Source organism: Ruegeria sp. F12 (genome assembly GCF_056533885.1).
In genome coordinates this window covers 1-17,832 of record NZ_JBQFOV010000019.1, presented here as the reverse complement: position 1 = coordinate 17,832, position 17,832 = coordinate 1, and the positions used below count along the sequence as shown (strand labels likewise).

Annotated in this window: 16 protein-coding genes; 11 read left to right on the top strand and 5 right to left on the bottom strand. The window is 58.4% G+C overall.

What is annotated here, in order from left to right; translation table 11 throughout:
• The first annotated feature begins 50 nt into the window (after positions 1–50).
• From ACR0CA_RS19180 to iolB, 7 genes are all read left to right on the top strand, one after another.
• A complete protein-coding gene (locus ACR0CA_RS19180) occupies positions 51–965 on the top strand; it encodes a sugar ABC transporter substrate-binding protein (RefSeq protein WP_237215832.1) in 915 nt (304 codons plus the stop codon).
• Positions 966–1,049: 84 nt separating this feature from the next.
• On the top strand, positions 1,050–2,174 hold the full coding sequence (locus tag ACR0CA_RS19175) for an ABC transporter permease (protein ID WP_170784759.1): 1,125 nt from the start codon (positions 1,050–1,052) through the stop codon (positions 2,172–2,174).
• Between the two features lies 1 nt (position 2,175).
• Positions 2,176–2,994: an ATP-binding cassette domain-containing protein gene (locus tag ACR0CA_RS19170; protein ID WP_480900744.1), complete on the top strand. Its 819-nt coding sequence runs from the start codon at positions 2,176–2,178 to the stop codon at positions 2,992–2,994.
• A 79-nt stretch (positions 2,995–3,073) separates the two neighbouring features.
• Positions 3,074–4,906 (top strand): 3D-(3,5/4)-trihydroxycyclohexane-1,2-dione acylhydrolase (decyclizing), encoded by a 1,833-nt coding sequence (gene iolD, locus ACR0CA_RS19165; RefSeq protein ID WP_480505812.1) that lies wholly within the window; start codon positions 3,074–3,076, stop codon positions 4,904–4,906.
• The gene (gene iolE / locus ACR0CA_RS19160) at positions 4,903–5,802 is read left to right on the top strand and encodes a myo-inosose-2 dehydratase (RefSeq protein WP_480505814.1); all 900 of its coding nucleotides are present in this window, start codon (positions 4,903–4,905) and stop codon (positions 5,800–5,802) included. The genes iolD and iolE overlap by 4 nt, the downstream gene beginning before the upstream one ends.
• A gap of 47 nt (positions 5,803–5,849) precedes the next feature.
• Complete coding sequence (locus tag ACR0CA_RS19155) at positions 5,850–7,031, top strand: phytanoyl-CoA dioxygenase family protein (RefSeq protein ID WP_480900742.1); 1,182 nt, start codon at positions 5,850–5,852, stop codon at positions 7,029–7,031.
• A 48-nt stretch (positions 7,032–7,079) separates the two neighbouring features.
• Positions 7,080–7,886, top strand: coding sequence for a 5-deoxy-glucuronate isomerase (gene iolB / locus ACR0CA_RS19150; protein ID WP_480900740.1), 807 nt, complete (start codon positions 7,080–7,082; stop codon positions 7,884–7,886).
• A gap of 2 nt (positions 7,887–7,888) precedes the next feature.
• Here iolB and ACR0CA_RS19145 read toward each other — a convergent pair whose 3' ends face one another.
• From ACR0CA_RS19145 to ACR0CA_RS19135, 3 genes are read right to left on the bottom strand one after another with little or no spacing between them, the layout of a single operon-like run.
• On the bottom strand, positions 7,889–8,728 hold the full coding sequence (locus ACR0CA_RS19145) for a class II fructose-bisphosphate aldolase (protein ID WP_480900737.1): 840 nt from the start codon (positions 8,726–8,728) through the stop codon (positions 7,889–7,891).
• Positions 8,725–9,561, bottom strand: a complete 837-nt coding sequence (locus ACR0CA_RS19140) for a 5-deoxy-glucuronate isomerase (RefSeq protein WP_170789793.1) — start codon at positions 9,559–9,561, stop codon at positions 8,725–8,727. The genes ACR0CA_RS19145 and ACR0CA_RS19140 overlap by 4 nt, the downstream gene beginning before the upstream one ends.
• 8 nt (positions 9,562–9,569) lie before the next feature.
• A complete protein-coding gene (locus ACR0CA_RS19135) occupies positions 9,570–10,538 on the bottom strand; it encodes a PfkB family carbohydrate kinase (RefSeq protein ID WP_480900795.1) in 969 nt (322 codons plus the stop codon).
• Positions 10,539–10,665: 127 nt separating this feature from the next.
• On the opposite strand from ACR0CA_RS19135, the gene ACR0CA_RS19130 reads away from it, so the two are divergent.
• Together ACR0CA_RS19130 and ACR0CA_RS19125 are read left to right on the top strand one after the other, a co-directional pair.
• A complete protein-coding gene (locus ACR0CA_RS19130; protein WP_480900735.1) occupies positions 10,666–11,769 on the top strand; it encodes a Gfo/Idh/MocA family protein in 1,104 nt (367 codons plus the stop codon).
• Between the two features lie 36 nt (positions 11,770–11,805).
• Positions 11,806–12,939: a Gfo/Idh/MocA family protein gene (locus ACR0CA_RS19125; protein WP_170772348.1), complete on the top strand. Its 1,134-nt coding sequence runs from the start codon at positions 11,806–11,808 to the stop codon at positions 12,937–12,939.
• Here ACR0CA_RS19125 and ACR0CA_RS19120 read toward each other — a convergent pair whose 3' ends face one another.
• Positions 12,940–13,938, bottom strand: a complete 999-nt coding sequence (locus ACR0CA_RS19120; protein ID WP_170784741.1) for a LacI family DNA-binding transcriptional regulator — start codon at positions 13,936–13,938, stop codon at positions 12,940–12,942.
• Between the two features lie 506 nt (positions 13,939–14,444).
• The gene (locus ACR0CA_RS19115; RefSeq protein WP_480900732.1) at positions 14,445–15,515 is read right to left on the bottom strand and encodes an AraC family transcriptional regulator; all 1,071 of its coding nucleotides are present in this window, start codon (positions 15,513–15,515) and stop codon (positions 14,445–14,447) included.
• A 76-nt stretch (positions 15,516–15,591) separates the two neighbouring features.
• Between ACR0CA_RS19115 and ACR0CA_RS19110 the strand changes: the two genes are divergently transcribed.
• Both ACR0CA_RS19110 and ACR0CA_RS19105 read left to right on the top strand, forming a co-directional pair.
• Positions 15,592–16,989 (top strand): amidohydrolase family protein, encoded by a 1,398-nt coding sequence (locus ACR0CA_RS19110; protein ID WP_480900730.1) that lies wholly within the window; start codon positions 15,592–15,594, stop codon positions 16,987–16,989.
• Positions 16,990–17,015: 26 nt separating this feature from the next.
• Positions 17,016–17,780, top strand: coding sequence for a DUF3299 domain-containing protein (locus ACR0CA_RS19105; RefSeq protein WP_480900728.1), 765 nt, complete (start codon positions 17,016–17,018; stop codon positions 17,778–17,780).
• Positions 17,781–17,832: the final 52 nt, after the last annotated feature.

Below are 17,832 nucleotides of genomic sequence, written 5' to 3'. Positions count from 1 at the left end.
CTGTTCTATTGGGAGGAATGGAAATGAAGAAGTTTGTAAAGGGCGTGCTGATGGCCAGCGCCGTTGCGTTCGCGGGCGTCACTGGCGCTGCGGCCGAGGGCGAGAAGTACATTCTGGTCAGCCACGCTCCGGACAGTGACAGCTGGTGGAACACCATCAAGAACGGGATCGCTCTGGCGGGCGAGCAGATGGGTGTCGAGGTTGAATATCGCAATCCGCCTACCGGTGACTTGGCCGACATGGCGCGGATCATTGATCAGGCCGCTGCTTCGGGTCCGAACGGGATTATCACGACGCTGGCGGACCCTGACATTCTGGAAGGCCCGATCAAAGCCGCCGTGGATTCGGGCATCGACGTTATCATCATGAACACCGGCACGCCGGAAAAGGCGCGGGAAGTGGGTGCGTTGATGTATGTCGGCCAGCCTGAATATGACGCAGGCTACGCCGCCGGTCTGCGCGCCAAGGGCGACGGTATCGGCTCGTTCCTATGTGTGAACCATTATATCGTACAGCCCTCCAGCCAGGAGCGGTGTCAGGGTTTTGCCGACGGTCTGGGGATCGAACTGGGTGAGCAGATGATCGACGCTGGTCAGGACCCGGCCGAGATCAAGAACCGCGTTCTGGCTTATCTTTCGGCCAACCCCGATACGGATGCCGTGCTGACGCTGGGGCCGACCTCGGCTGATCCGACCATTCTGGCGCTGGAAGAGAACGGCATGGCCGGTGACATCTATTTCGGTACCTTCGATCTGGGTGGTGAGATCGTGAAAGGTATCAAAAGCGGTGTGATCCAGTGGGGCATCGACCAGCAGCCTTTCCTTCAGGCCTATCTGCCGGTTGTTGTGATGGCCAACTACCACCGCTATGGCGTTCTGCCGGGTAACAACATCAACTCGGGCCCCGGTTTCGTGACCGCAGACGGTCTAGGTAAAATCGAAGAGTTCGCGGGCGAATACCGCTGATCTTCAATTTCGGTGCGGACGCGGTTGCTGCGTCCGCACCCTAGCAAAATCTAAGCATTCTATAGAGCGCGAGGGGAGGCACCTATGGCTGAATCAGCGCAATCCGCAATGGGCGGTGACGAACGGATCAAAGAGATCTCGCCGTTGCGTCGTGCCCTGATCCGTCCAGAACTGGGTGGCATGGTCGGCACCGTCGCCGTGTTCACATTCTTCCTGCTATTCGCCTTTGACAGTGGGATGTTCAACGCGCAGGGCGTAATGAACTGGTCAATTGTCTCGGCTCAATTCATGATCATTGCCGTGGGCGCCTGCCTACTAATGATTGCAGGTGAGTTTGACCTGTCCGTAGGCTCGATGATCGGGTTCGCGGGGATGATGATCGCAATCTTCTCGGTCACGCTCAGTTGGCCGGTCTGGATGGCGATCATTGTGACCTTCGCGCTATGCATCTTTATCGGTGCGGTGAACGGCTACATCGTTGTGCGCACCGGATTGCCCAGCTTTATCGTAACGCTGGCCTTTCTTTTTATTCTGCGCGGCTTCACCATCTACTTGCCCCAAACCATCGAGCGTAAAACCATCATAGGTGGCATTCGCGACGTGGCCGAAGGCGACTGGCTGGCTGCAGTCTTTGGTGGCAAGGTCGGGCAGGGTCTGTTCGTCTGGTTGGGTGATGCGGGCATTATCGAGACCTTCGAGCGCGGCACACGCGCCGGTCAGCCTGTGGTCGACGGCATTCCGATGCTGATCATTTGGGCGCTTGCAATCATCCTTTTTGGTCACATCCTTCTGACCAAGACAAAGTTCGGCAATTGGATTTTTGCTGCGGGCGGCGATGCCGAGGCGGCGCGGAATTCTGGTGTACCGGTGAACCGGGTCAAGATTCTGATGTTCATGTTCACCGCCTTTTGCGCCACGGTTTTCGCCACCTGTCAGGTGATGGAGTTCGGATCAGCCGGGGCGGATCGCGGCCTGCTGAAAGAGTTTGAGGCGATCATTGCTGTGGTCATTGGCGGTGCGCTGCTGACCGGAGGTTATGGTTCGGTTTTGGGTGCGGCACTGGGCGCGCTGATCTTTGGCGTGGTGCAGCAGGGGCTGTTCTTTGCGGGAGTCGAAAGCTCACTCTTCCGGGTGTTCTTGGGTGTGATCTTGCTGGGTGCGGTGATCCTGAACACCTATATCCGCCGCATCATCACAGGAGAACGCTGAGATGACCGAAGATACCAAGTTCCATCACGGCGATGCGCAGGCGCAGGCTCCAATCATTCGGATGGTCGATATCCAGAAACACTTTGGCTCGGTGATCGCTCTGGCCGGGGTCAGCTTTGATCTTAAACCGGGCGAGTGTCATTGCCTGCTGGGCGACAACGGTGCAGGCAAATCGACCTTCATCAAGACCATGTCAGGGGTGCATAAACCAACGGCGGGTGAGATCTTTTTCGAAGACAGGCCGATGCATTTCGAAGACCCGCGCGATGCGATTGCGGCGGGGATTGCGACGGTGCATCAGCATCTTGCGATGATCCCTTTGATGAGCGTCAGCCGAAACTTCTTCATGGGCAATGAACCGACGAAGAAAGTCGCAGGCATCAACTTCTTCGACAAAAAACTGGCCGATGAGATCACTATGGAGGAGATGCGTAAGATGGGCATCAACCTGCGTGGGCCTGATCAGGCGGTCGGCACCTTGTCAGGGGGGGAACGCCAGACGGTTGCCATCGCCCGTGCGGTGCATTTCGGCGCGAAGATTCTGATTTTGGACGAACCGACCTCGGCCCTTGGGGTGCGCCAGACCTCGAATGTTTTGGCCACGATCGACAAGGTGCGCAGTCAGGGCGTCGGCGTTGTTTTCATCAGCCATAACGTGCGCCATGCCTTGGCGGTTGGCGACAGGTTCACTGTGCTGAACAGGGGACAGACGCTTGGTACTGCTAAACGCGGTGCAATCTCGCCCGAAGAGTTGCAGGATCTCATGGCCGGTGGACAGGAACTGGCCGAACTGGAAGGGTCGCTGGGCGGGACCGTCTGACACGGACCCGTCACGCATATTGGTAAAACTGAAATTCAACGGATCGCCCATAAGGGCCTTGTGTTCAAAGGAAACACGAATGAGCAAGACAATCCGACTGACCGCGGCGCAGGCTCTGGTCCGCTATCTTGGCGCGCAGATGAACGAGGCTGGAGAACCGTTTATCGCAGGCGTCTGGGCCATCTTTGGCCATGGGAATGTGGCTGGGCTGGGCGAGGCGCTGCATGCCGTCAAAGACAGCTTGCCCACCTATCGCGGCCACAACGAGCAGACCATGGCCCATTGCGCGATTGCCTATGCCAAGCAAAAGCGGCGGACGCAGACGATGGCGGTGACGTCCTCGATCGGGCCGGGAGCCACGAATATGGTGACGGCGGCGGCGCTGGCCTATGTGAACCGGCTGCCGGTCTTGCTGTTGCCGGGTGATGTGTTTGCGACGCGCGGGCCCGATCCTGTTCTGCAACAGCCCGAGAATTTCAGCGACGGTACAGTCAGCGCCAACGACTGCTTCCGCCCGGTCAGCCGCTATTTCGACCGCATCACTCGGCCTGAACACCTGCTGACCGCCCTGCCGCGCGCCTTCCGCACCATGACGGACCCCGCCGATTGCGGGCCGGTCACACTCTCCTTCTGTCAGGATGTGCAGGCCGAAGCCTATGACTATCCCGAAAGCTTCTTTGAGCCCCGAGTCTGGTATCAGCGCCGCATCCGCCCGGATGAAGGTGAGCTGGCCCGCGCGGCGGCGGCGCTCAAGGCGGCCAAACGGCCGGTGATCATCGCCGGGGGCGGCGTGCACTATTCGGATGCGACAGAAGCGTTGCAAAGCTTTGCTGAAATGCACAACATTCCCGTCACCGAAACGCAGGCGGGCAAGTCCGCGTTGGCCTGGGACCATCCGTTGAACCTGGGCCCCGTTGGCGTGACCGGGGGCGAACCGGCCAATGAGGTCTGCGCCGAAGCTGATCTGGTTTTGGCAGTAGGGACGCGGTTGCAGGATTTCACCACCGGATCATGGGGCCTGTTCTCGAACCCGGATCGCGAGATGGTGTGTCTGAACACCAACGCCTATGACGCTGAGAAACACAGCGCGATGCCGTTGCAATCGGACGCGCGAGTCGGATTGACCGAGCTGGGCGCTGCCCTTCAAGGCTATCGCGCCGATCCTGTTTCGGACACGCTCAAGGCGGATTGGTACGGTAAGGTCGACAAGCTCACGGACGCGCCCGGCGACGGGAATGCTCTGCCGACGGATATGCAGGTGGTGGGCGCAGTCCAGCGCGCCTCGCATAACGATACGGTGGTGATGTGCGCGGCCGGGACCATGCCGGGTGAACTGCACAAACTATGGAAAGCCCCGCGCCCTGGCGCATATCACATGGAATACGGCTTCAGCTGCATGGGGTACGAGATCGCGGGCGCCATGGGCATCAAGATGGCCGAGCCCGAGCGCGACGTGATCTGCTTTACCGGCGACGGCACCTATATGATGGCCAATTCCGAGATGGCCTCGGCCGCGATGATGGGCGTGTCCTTCACCGTGGTGATCACCGACAACCGGGGCTTTGGCTGCATCAACCGCCTGCAGATGGGCACCGGTGGAGCCGAGTTTAACAACCTGTTGGACCACGCGGTGCATGAGAACCCGTCCAGTATCGACTTTGCGGCTCATGCGGCAGCGATGGGGGCGACTTCGGTCAAGGCCGGCTCGATTGCCGAGCTCGAGGACGCGCTTGCCAAACGCGCCGATATCAAGGGGCCGTATGTGGTTGTCATCGACACCGATCCCTACCCCTCGACCGAATATGGTGGCACGTGGTGGGAAGTGGCGGTGCCCGAAGTCAGCATCCGCCCTGAAGTGAACGAAAAACGCGCGGCTTACGAGTTGGCGATCAAGGAAAGAAATACCAAATGAGCGTGAAAATCGGAATCTCTCCGATCGCGTGGCAGAATGATGATCTGCCGGATCTGACGGCCGCGTACACCATGGAGCAGGCGCTGAAGGAGTCGCGTGAGATTGGCTATACCGGCGTCGAACGCGGCCAGCGGATGCCCGGCGATACCGAAGGTCTGCGCGCTTATCTTGAGGCGAATGACATTGCGCTTTGCGGTGGTTGGTGCTCGGGCGCGTCGCTGGTGAATGATTTTGCCACCGAACGCGAGGCCGTGCGCGAACAGGTCGAACAATTCGTGGCGCTGAACAGCCCCTGTATCGTATACGCCGAATGCTCGAACACCGTTCAGGGTCAGATCGGAACGCCGGTGAACGACCGCCCGAAATTGTCGAAGGATGAGGTTCTGGCCTACGCCGCCAAGATCACCGAATTGGCCAAGTGGATGGCGGATCAGGGTATGCCAATGGCCTATCACCATCACATGGGCACGATCATCGAAAGCGAAGATGACGTGAACTGGCTGATGGAAGGGTCGGGCCCCGAGGTGAAGCTGTGCTTTGACACCGGTCACCTGCTGTTCGGGGGTGGCGATGTGCTGGCCACTCTGAACCGTTGGGGCGACCGGGTGCATCACGTGCATTTCAAGGATATCCGCCCGCAGGTCGTGCAGGAAACGCGCGAGAACAATGGCAGCTTTCTGGATGCCGTCATTGCCGGCGCCTTCACCGTGCCCGGTGATGGCTGCATCGACTTCCAAGCCGTCGCAAACGCGCTGAAGACGATGGATTACCGCGGCTGGATCGTGGTTGAGGCCGAACAGGACCCCGCCAAAGCGCCACCCTACGAGTATTCGAAGAAGGGTTACGAACACATTGTCGAAGTCTGTGAGGAGGCTGGGCTGACGATCACTGCATGACTCACCGCCCGATGGGCAACACCAAAGCCATGAGAAAGGAGAAAATCATGGTAAGCCAAGAGCTTGGATATGTCGGATATTTTGACCGGGAATCCTGTGATCTGGATGAATTCAAGGTGTTGACCTCTCAGGCCCTACAGGCGTCAGCGGTGCCGCATGCGGCGGGCATTGAAAAGAACGTACCCGTTTATGACATGAGTGCCCTACGGCCTGCGCTAGAGGATGGCGCGCGGCGTCAAGCTCTGCTTGCGGAATGGGGGCAGGTGTTGAACAGCTCGGCCGGGGTGATCGCGCTGAAAGGTGCTTATGCGGATACCACCGTGATCGACCGGGCGACGGAGGTGTTTCAACAGATCATCGACGAAGAGCGCGAAGGCGGGGCAGGCGAAGGCGATCACTTTGCGGCCTCGGGTGCCAATGACCGGGTGTGGAATGCGCTGCAAAAGCAATGCATGAAGGATCCCGAGGGCTTTGCGCTTTACTTCGGCAACACCTCGATTGCGGCCGTGTGTGAGGCGTGGCTGGGACCGAATTATCAGATGACCGCACAGGTCAATCAGGTCCGCCCCGGCGGCAAGGCACAGCAAGCGCATCGGGATTATCACCTAGGCTTTCAAAGCGCCGAAAGCGCCGCGCGGTATCCGGCCCATGCGCATTTGGTGACAGCGTCTCTGACCTTGCAGGGCGCTGTGGCTCATTGCGATATGCCGGTCGAAAGTGGTCCGACCAAGCTGTTGCCGTTTTCGCAGCTTTATGCTCGGGGCTATCTGGCGTTTCACGATGAGGCGCATCGCGACCATTTCGAAGCCAACTATATCCAGTTGCCATTGGACAAAGGTGACGCTGTTTTCTTCAACCCGGCGCTGTTTCATGCGGCGGGCGAGAACTGCAGAGCGGATATCAACAGGATGGCGAACCTGCTTCAGGTCTCTTCAGCCTTTGGGCGCGCGATGGAGGCCATCGACCGGCGCGCCATGTCGCTGAGGGCGTTCCCGGCGCTGGTGGCGCTGAAGCAGCGTGGCGATCTGTCGGGGCCGGAACTGGATGCGGCCATTTCTGCCACTGCCGAGGGGTATCCGTTTCCAACCAATCTGGATACGGACCCACCGGTTGGCGGGAACGCCCCCGCCAGCCAAGCCGATATCCTGCGCGGCGCGGTATCCGAAGGGTGGACAGAAGAACAACTGGCACAAGCGCTTGCAGCGCTGGAAACCCGACAGGCAGCATAAGGCAATATCGGGCGGGCGAACGTGCCCGCCCAATACGGAGAACACGAGATGGCAGACCTTTTGAAAAAACCTTTTGGCACGCGCGGAAAGGTGCATGACATCACCCCGGCAAATGCCGGATGGCGCTATGTCGGGTTTGGCCTCTACCATCTGCGCGCGGGCGACACAGCTTCCGAGGTGGCCGGTGATCGCGAGGTCATCCTGGTCATGGTCGAAGGTAAGGCGCAGATCACCGGGGCGGGGCAGGATTGGGGCGTGCTGGGCGACCGGATGGATGTGTTCGAAAAGACCCCTCCGCATTGCCTTTATTTGCCCAACGGGACCGATTGGCTGGCGGTTGCGGAAACTGATTGCGTTCTGGCCGTGTGTTCCGCCCCCGGTCAAGGCGGACATCAAGCGCGTCGTATCGGGCCGGACGGCATTACTTTGACTGAACGGGGCAAGGGCACCAACACGCGCCATATCAACAACATCGCGATGGAGGCGGAAGACTACGCCGACAGCCTGCTTGTGACCGAGGTTTTTACGCCAAACGGCAACTGGTCATCCTATCCAAGCCATCGCCATGACGAGGATGACTATCCCCGCATCACCTATCTGGAAGAAACCTATTATCACCGCCTGAACCCCGCCAACGGGTTTGGCATTCAGCGAGTCTACACGGATGACGGCCAATTGGATGAAACCATGGCCGTTTCAGATGGCGACGTGGTCTGTGTCCCGCGGGGCCACCATCCCTGCGGCGCGCCCTATGGGTTCGAGATGTATTATCTGAACGTCATGGCCGGGCCCTTACGCAAATGGCGCTTTGTCCCGGCCCCTGAGGTCGAATGGATCATGGAACGCGACGCCTGAGCTTAGCGCTGAGGTGGTGCGCCAAAGGCCCGAATGACGGTACGAGCGGCGGCCTCGACCGGGTCATGGGTCTCTTTTAGGATGGTCACGCGGTCGAACCGCTCGGGGTCGCGGTTCACTGCTTTTCGCATGGCGGTGCCAAAGGCCATGCGCAGCTCGGTTCCGATGTTGAACTTGCAGATCGACGTCTCGCGGGCCAGACGCGCGCGTTGCTCGATCGGCACGCCCGAGCCACCATGGATCACCAGCGGCACCTCGGTCATCGCGTCAATCTCGGCGATACGGGCCTCATCCAACCCGCCCTCTTTGTCTTGTTGCAGATGCACATTGCCGACCGAGATTGCCATCGCGTCGACACCGCTTTGCCGGGCGAATTGGGCGGCCTCGGCAGGATCGGTTCCGTTTGACCCCTCACCCCCAGAATAACCGACAAAGCCAATCTCACCCTCGCAGGAAATCCCTGCGGAATGGGCCATTTCGGCGATGGCAGCGGTCTCATCGATATTCTGCTGCAAGGGCTTGCGCGAGCCGTCAAACATCAGCGAGGTAAAGCCGCTGTCCAGTGCGATCTTGCAGTCCTCATACGTATAGCCGTGATCCAGATGCGCCACGACCGGGACTGAGGCATTTTCCGCCAGATGCCGGAACATCTTGCCCAGAACGGGCAAAGGGGTGTGCTCACGACAGCTTGGGCCCGCCTGCAGAATAACCGGGGCGTTTTCCGCCTCGGCCGCGGCCACATAGGCGCGCATGTCCTCCCATCCCAGTGTCACCAGCCCGGCGACGGCATAGCCCTGTTCATAGGCCGGTTGCAGGACGTCTTTCAGCGTAACGAGGGTCATTTGAACTTGGCGATCATGTCTTTGATGCCCGGAATCGTCTCGATCTGATAGGCATGGGTGGGTTGAAAATACTGCACCAGAGACCGCTGGGTCAGACCGCCAAGGATGGTGAAATAATACATCTCATAGCCCGGCAGGACGCAGCAGGGGTGATACCCTGTATCAATGCAAACGGTCGAGCCATCGACGATGTGATAAGCATCCCCCGGTTCGTTATCCTCGCGCTGCAACATCTGCAGGCCCGAGCCCCAGTTGGGTTTGAATCGGAAATTATAGGTCTCATCATGCCGCGTCTCATCGGGCAGGCGGTTGGTGTCGTGCTTGTGGCTGGGGAACCCGGACCAGCCGCCCTGACCGACGGTGAACAGCTCGCTCACCAACAGACGGCCCACTTTGTCGTGCTGCTTTTGACCCAGAATGTGCTTGATCTTGCGATGAGTTTTGGTGTCGTCACTGCCATATTGCACAAGGTCATGCTCGCGCACATCGAACGGGTCCAGCACCTTGTCATATTTGGCTCCGGCCACGAAGACCTCAGCACTATTGGACAGGCAGACCATCTGCGCCTTGGCGCCTACCGGCACATAGGCCCCTTCGGGCTCGCCGTCCCAAACATCCTCGCCCCGGTTTCCCAGCGCCGGGAATTGTACGCCCTCGACCTCGATGTCGACACTACCGGTGGCGGGCACGATGCAGGTCTCATAGCCGGGCACCTGGTATTCGAACGCCTCGCCCTTTTTCAGTTTGACGATGTTGAAATAGTTCAGCGGCACCGTCGGATCGTCGACATCCACGATGGGTTTGTTCTGGTTGTCAAAAGGGGCGATATGCATGGAACCTCCTAGGTCGTCGGACCGGGGTGGGACGCAAGAAAGGCGTCCAGTTGAGCCGTGGTGGGCATGGCGGGCGCACAGCCGGGTTGTGAGACCACGATGGATGCACAGGCTGATCCCCGCATCACCGCGACGCGCAGCGAATGGCCCGCCGCGATCGATGCCAGTAAACCGGCCATGAAACTGTCGCCTGCGCCCACGGGTTTGATGGCGTCAACAGCATAGATGCCGGTTTTGTATTCCTGCCCATCCGCCAGCGTGATCGCACCCTTTTCACCCATTTTATAGATGACGACGCGCCCCGGCTTGCGGGCCAATTCCTGAGCTTTAGCAAAACCTTTCTCGATACCGCCAGCCATGAATCCGAACTCTTCGTCGTTGCCCACGATCAGATCGCTGGCTTCGCCCGCGCGGGACAGCACGTCAGCGGCCACTTCGGGCGAGGGCCAACTATAAGGTCGGTAGTCAATGTCAAAGATGATCGGCAGCCCGGCGGCGCGCGCATTGTCGAACGCGCGGAACGTCGCGCTGCGCGAGGGTTCGGCGGCAAAGACTGTTCCGGCCGAGATTGCGGCGGAAAATCGGCCATAGTCCACCCGGTCCATGTCCTCTTCGGTAACTTGAAAATCGACGGCACCGTTGCGGTAGATGACGTTCTGGAAATTCTCAACACAGCTTTCATAGACCGCCAGCGAAATCCGATATTCACCGCCAATCACGCGAATGAACGAGATATCCACCCCATAGTGCGCCAGCCGGTTCAGGCAGAACCGCCCCACCGCGTCATCCGAGACCGAAGTGATCAGCGACGCCTGGCTGCCCAGCTTGACCAGCCCGGCGCAGATATTGGCGGACGAGCCGCCCAGATCAGCGCGAAAGGTTTCGGCATGTTCGCTTTTGGTGCCGATGGGGTCGGCAAACATATCCATGCCTGCGCGTCCGAAAACGGCAAATCGGTTTCCTTTGATCCCATCCATCAAAGTGCTCACGTCTTGTCCTCCGGCGAAAAGGGGCGGGCAGGGATCGTTGGTCCTTGCGTTAAATCGATTCTCACGATACTGATTTTGCAACCGGTTGCAAATATATTGTTCGGAGCCGTTGCAAATGCCTGAAATCGGAATTGGAATTGTCGGTGGCGGCTATATGGGCAAGGCCCATTCCGTTGCGATGGCCGCAGTTGGCGCCGTGTTCAACACAGCCTTGCGGCCTCGGCTTGAGATGATCTGCGCCTCGACCCCCGCCAGCGCGGAACGCTACCGCGCAGCTTACGGGTTCGCTCGTGCGACGGATGACTGGCAGGTACTGGTCAACGACCCAAAGGTCGAAGCGGTCGTGATCGCCTCACCCCAGTCCACGCATCGCCAGATCGCCGAGGCGGCCTTTGCGCTGGGCAAGCCGGTGTTGTGCGAAAAACCCCTGGGGGCGTCTTTGGAGGACAGCCAAGCGATGGTGGCGGCAGCCGAGGCGGCGGGCACGATCAACATGGTTGGCTTCAACTATATCCGAACACCTGCCAGCCAATATGCACGGCAGTTGATCGCGGATGGTGAGATCGGGGACATCACCTGGTTTCGGGGCGAGCATACCGAGGATTTCTATGCCGATCCCCAAGCCCCAGCGACCTGGCGCACGACTGGCATGGCGAATGGCACTATCGGTGATCTGGCCCCACACATGGTCAACGGTGCGATGGCCCTGATCGGGCCGATTACGCAGGTGATGGCTGATGTGGAAACCGTCCACCGCCACCGACCGGGCGGAGAGGTCACGAATGACGACCATGCCCAGATGATGTGCCGGTTCGAAAACGGCGTCATGGGGAACCTCTATTTCAGCCGCGTCGCGACGGGGCGAAAGATGGGTTACGCCTATGAGATCTCTGGCACCAAGGGTGCGATCCGCTTTGATCAAGAGGATCAGAATGCCCTGTGGCTGTATTACCGGGAAGGCCCCGAGGCATCTCGGGGTTTCACCAAGATCCTGACCGGCCCGGCGCACCCGGATTATGAACCCTTCTGTCAGGGACCGGGCCATGGAACTGGCTATCAGGACCAGATCATCATCGAAGCGAAGGATTTCCTGCAGGCCATCCATACAGGCCAAAACATCTGGCCGACCTTCCGCGACGGGCATGAGGTGAACCGTGTTCTGGCGGCGGTGCTGGCGTCTTCGGACCAGCGGCAATGGCAGGACGTCAGTGATTTCTGATCGAACACAAAACAAGACAACAGAGAGACTAAGATCATGGCAAAGCTGAAATGGGGCATGATTGGTGGAGGCGAGGGCAGTCAGATCGGGCCCGCGCACCGATTGGGCGCGCTGGCCGACGGGATGTTCGAATTCGCCGCGGGCGCGTTGGACCATCGCCCGGAAGTCGGGCGAGAATATGCGCAACGTCTGGGCGTGGCGCAGGACCGGGCATATGGCGATTGGCAAGAGATGCTGGCTGGTGAAAAAGATCGCCCCGACCGAATTGATCTAGTGACGATTGCCACCCCGAACGCGACCCATTTCGAGATCGCCAAAGCCTTTCTCGAGGCCGGTTTCCACGTGTTATGCGAGAAGCCGATGACTATGACCGTGGAAGAGGGCGAGGAGATCGTGCGTGTGGCCAAAGCATCGGGCAAAATCTGCGCGGTGAACTATTGCTATTCCGCCTATCCGATGGTGCGGCAGGCGCGTGCGATGGTGCGGGCGGGCGATATTGGCAAGGTGCGTCTGGTAGTGACAAATTTCAGCCATGGCCACCACGGTGACGCGACCGACGCGGATAACCCTCGTGTGCGCTGGCGCTATGATCCAGCGATGGCGGGCGTATCCGGGCAGTTCGCCGATTGCGGCATCCACGCACTGCACATGGCAAGCTTCATCAGCGACGATGAGGTAAAAACCCTGTCTGCCGACATGGCCTCGACCATCGTCAGCCGTGAGCTGGAGGATGACGCCATGATCAACTTCCGCACCGAGGGCGGCGCGGTTGGTCGGCTGTGGACGTCATCTGTGGCTATCGGGCGGCAGCATGGGTTTGATATTCAGGTCTTTGGTGAAACCGGAGGTCTGCGCTGGGCGTCCGAGCAGCCCAATCAGTTGGTCTATACCCCGGTCGGAGGGCGCACGCAGATCATCGAAAAAGGCGAAGGCGGGTTGCATGACGACGCGCAGCGCCTGTCGCGCGTAGCGATTGCTCACCCCGAAGGATTCCCGCTGGCGGTGGCCAATATCTACTGCGATCTGGCCGATGCCATTCAAGGAGAGGTCCGAGACGGGCTGCCAACCCCCGCCGACGGCGTGCGGTCGATTGCCGCCGTTCACGCGGCGGTCGCGTCGTCCAAAAATCATGGTGCCTGGACCGACGCGCGCCCGCCAATGTTTCGCTGATCAGGGGCGGGGCCGTAACGTGCCCCGCTCGATCACCCGGCAGGGAAAGATACGGGCCTCGGGGTAACGCTCGGGGTCTTTCAGCATCTCTTCGACCAGATCGACGGATGCGGTGATGATCTGCTTGATCGGCTGGTGAATCGTCGTCAGATCGACGCTTTCCCAGCGCGACATCTCCATATCATTCAGACCAATAATACCAATATCTTTGCCGGGTTGCAGGCCGTGGTCGGACAGGGCCGACAGCGCACCGATCGACAGGATGTCGTCGCCGCAGAAATACCCTTCGGCCGGGGTGCCGGCCAGCAGGCGCAGCATTTCGGCGCGGCCAGCCTCGAACGAATATCCGGTCGCGAAAGAATGTGAGACTTTCAGGTTTGGGTGTTTTTCAACCTCTTCCATGAACCCGTGATAGCGATCCATTGCCGATGTAGCATCCTTGGGACCACCCAGATAGCCGACGTGCCGATATCCCCGCGCCAGCAATTCCCGCGCCGCCATCCGCCCGCATTCGACGTTGTCGATCCCGACCACATGAACCTCGGGCGAGGTGGCCGACCGTCCGAATGTGTGCACCACCGGAACGCCCGCATCATGAAACGCCTTTGCAAAGCTGGGCGGCAGGGTGGATGAGGCCACAATGACGGCATCCACCGAATATTGCCGCAGCATTCTGACCGAGTTTGCGGGCTCGGTCTCATCCGTCAGGTTCACGATCAACGGGCGCAAGCCGCGTTCTTGCAGGGCGCGGGTAAATTGATCAAACACCTCCAGGAAGATCGGGTTGTGGAAGTTGTTCGAGATCAGCCCGATCAGTTTGGTCCTCCCGGTGGTCAGGCTGGAGGCCAGCGCGTTCGGGCTGTAGCCCAGCTCGGCTGCAGCCTTTTCGACTTTGCTGCGGGTTTTGGCAGAAACCGACGCGCCTTCGGTAAAGGTGCGCGACACGGCGGACCGCGAAACCCCAGCAAGTGCGGCAACGTCTTTTAGTGTGACACTCATGAACGGGGCCAGTGAGCAAGTAAGGTGGTATTCGACATTTTCATGGGCAAATACTACGCCCCGTTGCACCCATTTTGCAATCGGTTGCAACAAGGTCGCATCACCGCAGGCCTGGATTGAGGGGATGGTGGGTGATGAAAGACACGGCCTTCCGGCAAACTCGGAGCCAACGAAGCGTTTTAACTCAAACCGCACGTGCAATAAGGTGCTGTTTTCCTCTGCCGCGACCAGTGCTATCTTGGAGAGAAGCCTTGCGTTGTTAGTGGCTTGGGGGTCGCACCGTTTTCCCAACGGTTCAATAGCGCATGACAACTTGCTTCAATCAGAATTGCTGCCGATCGAACTTAATCAGAGGTTTGCTGAAGCGGAAGCGTAGCACTGTAAGAGCTGCCGTAGGGGCTATGGGGAAATTGTTCCCCTGCGATCCTAAGATAGGGGCTTCAAAAAATGTGCTGCGAATACTTGTTGGTCCCCACTTGTAAAGAAGTGGAAAAGCAGTCCAGCAATTATGCACCAAGGCGGAACTTGGTCGGTGTCATTCCGGTTTGACCTCGAAAAAAGCGGGTGAAATGGGACTTGTCAGAATAGCCGAGCATCAGACCGATCTCTGCAATTGTCATCTGGTCTTCTTTTAGGTGCTCCTTTGCCACATCGACACGCAGCCGCTTGATTTCGCGGGGTAGCGTTGTGCCTTGTTGCTGAAGGGCCTTCAGAAACCGTTCCGGCTGTATCCCCAGCAACCCAGCCACTACATTTGGTCCCAAATCGATTTCATCTAGCTTGTCACGTAAAACAGATCGCAAAGCTGCCACCACGGTTACTTCTTCATCTTGTCGCGGTGCGGCTACGGGTTTGCCAGAACACTCAGAGACATGGTGCAAAAACAACCATTCCACAGGAAAGCTAATTTGCATTCCGGGATAGGTTCCCAAGCCAACCTCGATCCCCTTATAGTCGATAGGTAGACCATTGATGTATCTGCTTTCCCATCGCACGCGCGAAGAATCCCAGGAATCGCCGACGACGGTCTGCAATAGGCGCACATAGATTGCGGCTCCAAAGCCGGTGACCTGAACGGGTGGAACAGTCGGTTCTTGCTGCCTTTCGATTCGATAGGTCGCTTTGTCCGCTTCAATGATAAGGCTGTGCCGCACAGAATTGGACTCCTGCGGTACAAGCCGGACAAATCGGGTAAAAAACTCGAATAATGTCTTTGTCGATTGCAAGGCCTGGGCGAAAGGTGGCCATGCTTGCAGGTCAAACGTCTCCCCAACATTCAGTCCAAGATACCGATCCCTTGAAACTTCTGAGAAGGTATTAACCAACCCGTAGACCAACTCTGAATGAACGAACACGGATGGGTCAGACAACAGTTCTGCCTTCAACCCGACCTGATCCAAAGCTGGTTGCGGATCGATCTCGCGGTCGATGAGATACTGCAAAAACGGGGCAGCCAAAGAGAGGCGAATAAAGCCCTCGCTATGCTCTTGAGAGGTGGTGTTGAAAGGCAATCTCTTCACCATTTTTAGGATTGAATGCGCTGTCCAGTGGCCATTTTTACCATCACATTCGAACATTATAATTCGAAACTGGCAACCGCGGTAAAGTTTTCCGGACTACAGTTGGTAAAATAAGAATATGAAGGGAGTACCTATGTCCGGTCTACGAATGTCGCTTTACTCGGCGGTAATCGCCGCTGCCGGTCTTTCTTTTTCTGCGTCCGCGCACGCTCAGGATCAGGAAGAACCCCAAACGCTTTTCACCAACGTGCATGTCTTCGACGGCGTCAATGAACAGCGTATCGAAAATGCGAGCGTTCTGGTTGAGGGCAACCTTATCAAGGCCGTCTCAACTGATGCGATCGATGCCCCCAATGCCACGGTCATTGACGGAGAGGGACGGACACTGACCCCCGGGTTTATCGAACTGCACGCGCATCTGATGCTGATGGGGCCGACCTTGCCCGCGATGGAGGCCAACACAACGTGGGAAGACTTTGCCATACACGGTGCGCGGATGGCCGAGATGTATTTGATGCAGGGCTTCACCACAGTTAGGGACGCGGGTGGGGCCAATGGCGGGTTACGCCGCGCAATTGACGCAGGCCAAATTGACGGACCGCGTTACTTTCCGTCCGGTGCATTTATCGGAACGCGCGGCGGTCATGCTGACTTTGCGAATTTCACCGCTCCTCCGGGTTCAGAGACAAACATGAGCCGTCTGAACTTGGCGCAGGAGGTGAGCGGAGTGGACGACGTTTACAGGTTCGCGCGCAACAACTTCCGCATGGGTGCTACTCAGTTGAAGTTCATGCAATCCGGGGGTGTCGTTTCGGCCTTCGACCCATGGCAATTGCTGGCTGGATCGCCCGAGGAGATCAGGGCCGCCGTGCAAGTGGCCAATGAATACGGCAGCTATGTCATGGCGCATTCCTATCGCAAGGAAGCGATCCTGAGTGCGCTGGACGCAGGTGTCATGTCCATCGAACATGGCTTTTCGTTTGACTGTGAAATTGCCCAAATCATGAACGAAAAAGGGGCGTATATCACCACCAACCTGACGGCCTTCGATCCCGGACTGCTCGATATTCCAGCGGTAGCAAACGTCCCGTCGAGCCTTGCCAAAGCCAAGTCCGCTTCGGCCACGTTTGCAGGCTACATCGACAATATGAAGGAATGTCCGGTGAAGCGAGGGTTCCAGACCGACTGTGTTGGTTCGGTCGAGGCCTGCAATATCCAGATTGCCTATGAAAAACACCTGAACAACGAGTTTTTCGGGCCCTACACATCTATGGTCACGCTGACATCGACAGGTGGCGAGGTGGTCGCTTTGTCAGGTGACTTCATGAACCCGTATACCGCCGGGAAACTGGGTGTGATCGAAGAAGGTGCCTATGCGGATATCCTGCTGATCGACGGTAACCCGCTCGAAGATTTCTCGGTCGTTGGTACGGGCGATCAGTGGTTCGGTGCCGACCCGAGGCCCGAAAGCCCCGAGACGATCCGCCTAATCATGAAGGACGGCGTCATCTACAAAAACACACTGGATTGACACCTCTAAAGAGCCGGAGAGCATCTATGCACCATGTGTTTCGCACCGTAGTATTGGCAGGGTTGATTTGGTGTGGACAGTCTGCCATGGCGACGCCCGATACCGCGTTGGACTGGGCAGACCTGCCGGACCCATCCTCGCAGATCTTTGAAGACCCCTACCGTGATCTCAGTCCCGAACAATTCGATGATGTCCTCTACGTCGTGCGATTGCGTGGCAGGCTGCAGCAGAATGATGGCAGTGAAGACGAGCGGCAAAAGTGGCAAGCGCTTTTAGCCGAGACTGAGGATGCCTTGGCAGCTGATGGAATTGATATCGACTGGCTACTCGATCAGCGGGAGGTGGTAACGGAACGTCGGAGAAAGGCTGGGACCAACGGAAATCCACAATTCGACGGTCAAACAATCACATTGGCGGGCTTTGCCATTCCTGCTCCGAATGATCCGGACGGGCGGCCTGTCGCGTATTTAGTGCCGGAACGAGGGATGTGCAGTCATATGCCTCCACCTCCGCCGAACCAGATGATCCGCGTGCGGTTGAACGGGGACTGGACGCCCAGCTATGTCCACGAACCCGTTCGGCTGACCGGTAAGCTGACTATCGATCCTTCCGTTCAAAATATGATGGTTGTGGATGGTCTCATGCCGATGAATGCGACCTTCCAGCTAGAGACGGAACGTGTCGAAACTCTGGAAACTGAAGCAGATAGGCTGGAATGGAAGCAGCGTGCCGCTGATCGCATCCGGGCGGCGGGAAATCGCAAGACCGGCGGAGCAAGGGCGCCTGAATGATAAGACTTTTGGTTGTCGCAATGAGCATTGCCTTCGCTGACGCAGCGTCGGC